The following is a 5,903-nucleotide window of genomic DNA, read 5'->3' as shown; positions in this document are numbered from 1 at the left end:
GATATTATTGTTCAAAAATTAAAGGAGGAATTTATCGTGTACAAATCTACTAATCTAGATCTATTTCCCTATCCTTTTCACAATATTAAAGAAGATTCCAATTATCGGTATTCCAATGACTTAAGAAAGCTTGAAAAGGATAAACAGAATTGTGTTGTAATAACACCAGAATATGAAAAACAAATAATAAGAAAAAGAGAATTACTGAAGGAACAACCTGAAGTAAGGTTCCAATCCTATCCACATACAATGGAAATGCAATGGGAAGTAGCAGAAATGCTGATTAATATGGCGATTGAACGCTATCCGGAGCACTTCCTAGTAGAAAAAAACGGTAATCATTGGACTTTTCATAATTTTATCTTAAATGAAACGGAATCTTTCATATTTGGTGATGCATCAAGCATCGAGCTTGAGCCGCTTGATTTAATTGGCCGTCATTTCGCCACTGACTTTGTATTAATGGTTCAGCGGGATAACAACCTTTATTTGGAAGTTGCTCAAGAATCTTATGCAGCTTTATTTTCGCCTCACTGGAATAAAGGGATGACTTTTGACGAAATTCATGCACCTGTACCATTTGTGTCACGCACAGGTGTACCGCTGGCTGAAAGAGTTCGTAATTTTTTAATTCGCAATGTTTTCCCAGGTGAGCCTTGGACCAGAATTAACTGGAATTTGATGGCAAATCGTTGGGATGTTAACTATGAAACATTTGATACATGGGGTCCAACACGCTTTTTAGTCACCCCAGAAAATGCTGGTAAACTAGTAAGACTTCGTGTAGAAGAACAATTTTTCTATCATATGCCAAGGAGTAATGCAATTTTGTTCGTTTTAAATACGCAATTCCTGCCATTGGAAGATTTGGCATTAAAACCAGAATGGCTTGAGCAAACATACTCTATTCTATCAGATATTCCTAAGCCAATGGCTGATTATAAAGGATTTACTCCATTTATTGAACCTACAGTAGAATATTTGAAGAACTTAGTTGAAAAAGTAAAATTACAAACTAACTAGGGTTAAACGATTGGAGGTATGTAAGTGGTATACAACAGCCCGGTTTTATTCGATAAATCTGAAACAATTGTAGAAAAATTCACAGTAAGATGGGATCGAAGAAAATTACTGATTATTTCTGCTGAACCAAAAGAAGCAGACATAATCGAGCAATTTATAAATGATATAAATGGTCTGAAAGAATATGAACATATTGAAATGAAAGATGAACTACAATTAAAGAATATTAGCGAAGTATTAGATCGTCAAAAAATGGGAACACAGCTTTATATTTCAGCTAAATGGGATGATGCAGTAACGATTTTCATGGCGGCAATTGAGGCTGGTTTTTCGGAAGATGAGATTCAAACGCTTATTTCTGGCGAGAAGAGACGGTTTGTTTATTGTATCAAATGCTATCATCTACAAGAAGTTGAGGCTGATGAAACGGATACGATTTGTTATCATTGCCAAATCAGCTTAGAAATAGGGCCCTTCTTCTCAAGAGAGCGAAAAGGTTATATTGGATATCCTTATAATCCTGCTTTCGTAACATCAACTTAAATGCTATCTGAGCAAGAATAAATAAAATTGCAGTCATGACGATGGGAGTGATTTTTATGAGGGCATTCGGAAAGATTAAAGTATATGTAGGAAAAATAGTACAGGAAACAAAATGGGTAAAGCGCTTCTACTTGTATCCGGTTGATCTAGAATTACTGCCTGCATTTACTGGTGGTTCACATATCGCAACTTATGTAAAAAATGGCGACGAGATTATTGAAAGAAATTACTCACTTGTTAGTCATCCAACCGACCGTACTCAATATGCTATTGCAATTCGTAAGGATGACCATTCAAGAGGCGGATCTGTTTATTGGCATGAAAAGATCAAAGTGGGAGATCGTTTAGAAATCAGTTGGCCTAAAAATCATTTCCCACTGGCTTTCAAAGCTGCTAAACATCATGTATTTTATGCAGCTGGAATCGGTATTACTCCATTTATGACAATGATGGAAGAATTAACAGCTGAAGGTAAATCATTTGAATTACATTATGCTGCAAGAACGAAAGAAGATTGTGCTTTTTATGATTATTTGAAGGCAAAATATCCTGGAAAATGTCACTGCTATTTCTCGAGAACGGAAAATCCTAATAAAATGGTACCTGTATCAATGGCGGAACATCGGATTGGCTCACATGTGTATTTCTGTGGACCAGTTTCAATGGTGAAAGAATTTAGGGAAGCAGCTGACTCATACGGTTACCCAAGCCGTTCCATACATTTTGAATTATTTGCTCCAACTGATGAAGGACCAAAAAATCCTTTTGTTGTAAAATTAGCGAACAGCGGTCATACGGTAGAAGTTTCTGAAGAAGAAACGTTATTAGAGGCACTATTAAAAGCTGGGGTAGAAGCTCCATATTCTTGTAAAGTAGGCGGATGCGGAAGCTGCGAAATACAGGTAGTTGAAGGAGAAGTTGATCACCGAGATCACTTCTACAATGATGAAGAAAGACATACGAAGAAAGTTATTTTAGCTTGTTGCTCAAGAGCTAAAGAACCTGAAAAAGAGCTCATTTTACTCCTATAATAGAGCCTTTATTCTGTAATAGATTCATAAATTAATTTTACTGAATATTGAAATAATTTTATATTGACACAAGAATATAATTACCATTTAAAGGAGGCAAAAAACATGCAAGAAAATCTGAACAATAATATTAGCGGACCTGTGTCAGAACATCATGATAGTGATGCTGCACAACTGGCAGCACTTGGATATGAATCAGAATTTCGCCGCGATATGAGCCCGTGGGCAAACTTTTCGCTCGGGTTCACTTACCTCTCTCCTGTAGTAGGTGTGTACACACTATTTGCTTACGCGCTTGCGCAAGGTGGCCCACCTATGATTTGGAGTCTTGTCATCTGTGGATTCGGACAGTTATTAGTGGCACTTGTCTTTAGTGAGATTGTTGCACAATTCCCTGTTGCAGGAGGAGTATATCCTTGGGCACGAAGATTATGGGGGCGCAAGTGGGCATGGATGACTGGCTGGGTTTACTTAATGGCTTTGCTTGTGACGATTGCTAGTGTTGTATACGGCGCTGGACCTTTTCTTGCACAAGTTTTGGGTTTTGAAATATCGGTGGATTCAACGATTCTTTGTGCAGTAATCTTGCTTGTACTATCGACTATAATCAATTTTCTTGGCACAAAGGTTCTCGCAGCTGCAGCAGTTATTGGTTTTACTGCTGAAATTATCGGTGCGCTTGCAGTTGGTTTTTGGTTGCTTATCACACAAAGGCACCACGGTCTTGGTGTGCTCTTTGATTCTTTTGGTGCTCAAGGTAGTCATAGTTTCTTGTATGCATTTGCAGCAGCTGGATTAATTGGAGCTTTTTTATATTATGGGTTCGAAGCTTGTGGTGATGTTGCTGAAGAAGTACCGAATCCAGGCGTTCTTATCCCAAAGGCAATGCGTCGGACGATTTACATTGGTGGTGCTGCAGCAACTTTTGTTTGCCTTTCTTTAGTACTTTCAGTTGCTGATATCCCAGCAGTTATTTCTGGTAAGGACGTAACGCCTGTTGATACACTGCTAAACAAGGCATTTGGTACTGTTGGCGCGAAGATTGTACTGGGTATTGTGTTAATTTCTTTCCTTTCATGTGCAATAAGTTTACAGGCGGCAGCAAGTAGACTTGCCTATTCGTATGGACGTGATGACATGATTATAGGTAGCCGATTGTTAAAGAAATTTTCGGTTGCCCGTCACATTCCACCTTATGCGTTGCTTCTTGCAGCTATTGTCCCAGCTATCATTGTGTTGGGATCAAAAGTGTCTACAGATGCGCTTACAAAGGTAGTCAGTTTTGCGTCATTTGGCATTTATGTTGGATTCCAAATGGTTGTTCTAGCTGCACTTCGAGCTAGACTAAAAGGATGGAAGCCAAGTGGTAAGTATCAATTGGGCAAGTGGGGGCTACCTGTCAATATTGGTGCACTTGTCTACGGAATAATCGCAATGATTAACATGTGTTGGCCAAGAACGCCAGATGCACCTTGGTATGATAACTATATCGTGCTCGCTTCAGGAGTTGTAGTTATTGTTGTTGGTATACTGTATATGATGATCCATCGCAGCTACGGGCATAGCAATATGCCGTATAATGATGCAATACCGAAAAAATATATCTCTCATCAAAACAAGCTTAATGACATGTCAATGTAGGTTTGTTACTAACTCATATTAGAGTGGGTTGCTAAAGGATTCACTATGTTTATTCATTCAATTTTTCTGAAGGTGGACTAAAATATAGGCACCAAGCATTGCACCAAACCAAGTTGTTAAGCACTTCATCATATACAATCGCATTCACTTTAAAGTTTAATCTGAAGCTACGGAGTCTATATTCATCGTCGCTACTGATGCTACCTCCTGATCTACCACAAATGTCTTAGCATGTTAGAAACCATTCTCATATAAAAGAATTTTTGCTCCATAGTCAATAGGTCTCCAGCATATCGTTTTAGTAAAAAGGAACTTGGTCTATGACTCAAGTTCCTTCTACTATATTTTTCGCTGCTTTTCTAGCTCTTAAAAATCGGACTAAGTTCAGTACAATTACTTTTGAAACAGCATAGGTCGGAACAGCCAAGACCATTCCAAGTACGCCTGCCAGGTTTCCTGCAACCAATAGAATAATGATGATTGTTGCTGGGTGCGTATCCAATGTTTTTCCTAATATCAACGGTGACAGGAAGTTCCCTTCTATTTGCTGGGCAACCAGGATGACGACTATTACCAATAAAGCTTTCGTTGGTGAATCAAATAAAGCGACAAGCACAGCGGGCGTACCCCCAATGATTGGTCCAACATAAGGGATAATATTGGTGAAGGCTACAATAAGCGCTAAGATTAACGCATAAGGCATGTCAATGATTACATATCCAATAAAAGACAAGGTTCCGACTGCCAGGGCGACCATAACCTGCCCTTGGATGTAGGCTGACAATGTCTCCCCTGTTTCTTTTAAAATTTTTAGACCCTCATCTCTGTAACCGGTCGGTATAAAATTTGAAACGGCTTTTGGAAATTTATGACCGTCCTTAAACATGTAAAATAATAAAAATGGTACAGTCACAAGAATAATAGCTATATTGGTGATCATGCCAAAAAAACCCATAAGTCCTTTCGTCAATTTATTTGGCAGTGTATTTGCATACTCCATTAACCGATGTTGCACCGTGTCGATAATTTCACTCTGCTCATGCCTAAAGCTTTTAAACTCAGATGACTTGACCACATTTGTTAAAAATTCGGTAGTCTCATGGGCATAGACCGGCAAATTATTGGCAAGATCAGTTGCCTGTTTTGACACAGCTGGAACGATGCTGCCTATTCCCAACACAAGAAGCCCGGCAAACCCAATATATATAACAAGTATGGCCACTATCCTAGGAAGCTTTTTGCGTTCGAGAAAATTCACCACAGGATTTAAAAGAAAATAGAAGAACCCTGTTATTAGGATTGGAAAGAAAATAGTTGTGAAAAAGATTCCTATAGGCCTAAACATAAATGTGATTTTTGTTGAAACGAAAATAATCGTTAAAATAAGTAAAATTTGAATCAGCCAAAATTGTATTTTAGATTTTCTCACGATATGTACCTCTTACCTCAGATATTTGGGTTAAAGTATATCAAAGTATTGGAATAAAATACAGTATTATCAAGGTATTTTAACAAATATTAATTTTGATTCTCTTAAAATGATTGTGGCATACTGAAACGTAGTACCTATGTTTCAAAGTATTGTCTCCCAACAAAATGTATAAGGGAAATATAGAAATTGAAGACCAACAGCATTATCATTACATTCTCCACAAAGAGGAATAG

Annotated in this window: 5 protein-coding genes; 4 read left to right on the top strand and 1 reads right to left on the bottom strand. The window is 37.9% G+C overall.

Features of this window, described 5'->3' with window-relative positions; translation table 11 throughout:
- The 4 genes from V7150_RS17610 to V7150_RS17595 all read left to right on the top strand — a co-directional run.
- A partial coding sequence (locus V7150_RS17610; protein ID WP_335520996.1) for a heme-dependent oxidative N-demethylase family protein occupies positions 1 to 1,023 on the top strand: 1,023 nt, incomplete at its 5' end.
- A gap of 24 nt (positions 1,024 to 1,047) precedes the next feature.
- Positions 1,048 to 1,566, top strand: coding sequence for a dimethylamine monooxygenase subunit DmmA family protein (locus V7150_RS17605; protein ID WP_335520994.1), 519 nt, complete (start codon positions 1,048 to 1,050; stop codon positions 1,564 to 1,566).
- 56 nt (positions 1,567 to 1,622) lie between these two features.
- A complete protein-coding gene (locus tag V7150_RS17600) occupies positions 1,623 to 2,597 on the top strand; it encodes a PDR/VanB family oxidoreductase (protein WP_335520993.1) in 975 nt (324 codons plus the stop codon).
- Positions 2,598 to 2,702: 105 nt separating this feature from the next.
- Complete coding sequence (locus tag V7150_RS17595; protein ID WP_335520991.1) at positions 2,703 to 4,238, top strand: APC family permease; 1,536 nt, start codon at positions 2,703 to 2,705, stop codon at positions 4,236 to 4,238.
- A 325-nt stretch (positions 4,239 to 4,563) separates the two neighbouring features.
- Here V7150_RS17595 and V7150_RS17590 read toward each other — a convergent pair whose 3' ends face one another.
- Positions 4,564 to 5,667 (bottom strand): AI-2E family transporter, encoded by a 1,104-nt coding sequence (locus V7150_RS17590; RefSeq protein WP_335520989.1) that lies wholly within the window; start codon positions 5,665 to 5,667, stop codon positions 4,564 to 4,566.
- Positions 5,668 to 5,903 lie beyond the last annotated feature (236 nt).

Origin of the sequence: Neobacillus drentensis (assembly GCF_036965245.1) — a bacterium.
Classification (GTDB): domain Bacteria; phylum Bacillota; class Bacilli; order Bacillales; family Cytobacillaceae; genus Neobacillus; species Neobacillus drentensis_G.
The sequence above is the reverse complement of the archived record's forward strand: the minus strand, read 5'-3'. Positions and strand labels throughout refer to the sequence as shown.

Coding starts and splice junctions, on each gene's coding strand:
- V7150_RS17600 (WP_335520993.1), top strand. CDS start 1,623: ATGAGGGCATTCGGAAAGATTAAAGTATATGTAGGAAAAATAGTACAG.
- V7150_RS17595 (WP_335520991.1), top strand. CDS start 2,703: ATGCAAGAAAATCTGAACAATAATATTAGCGGACCTGTGTCAGAACAT.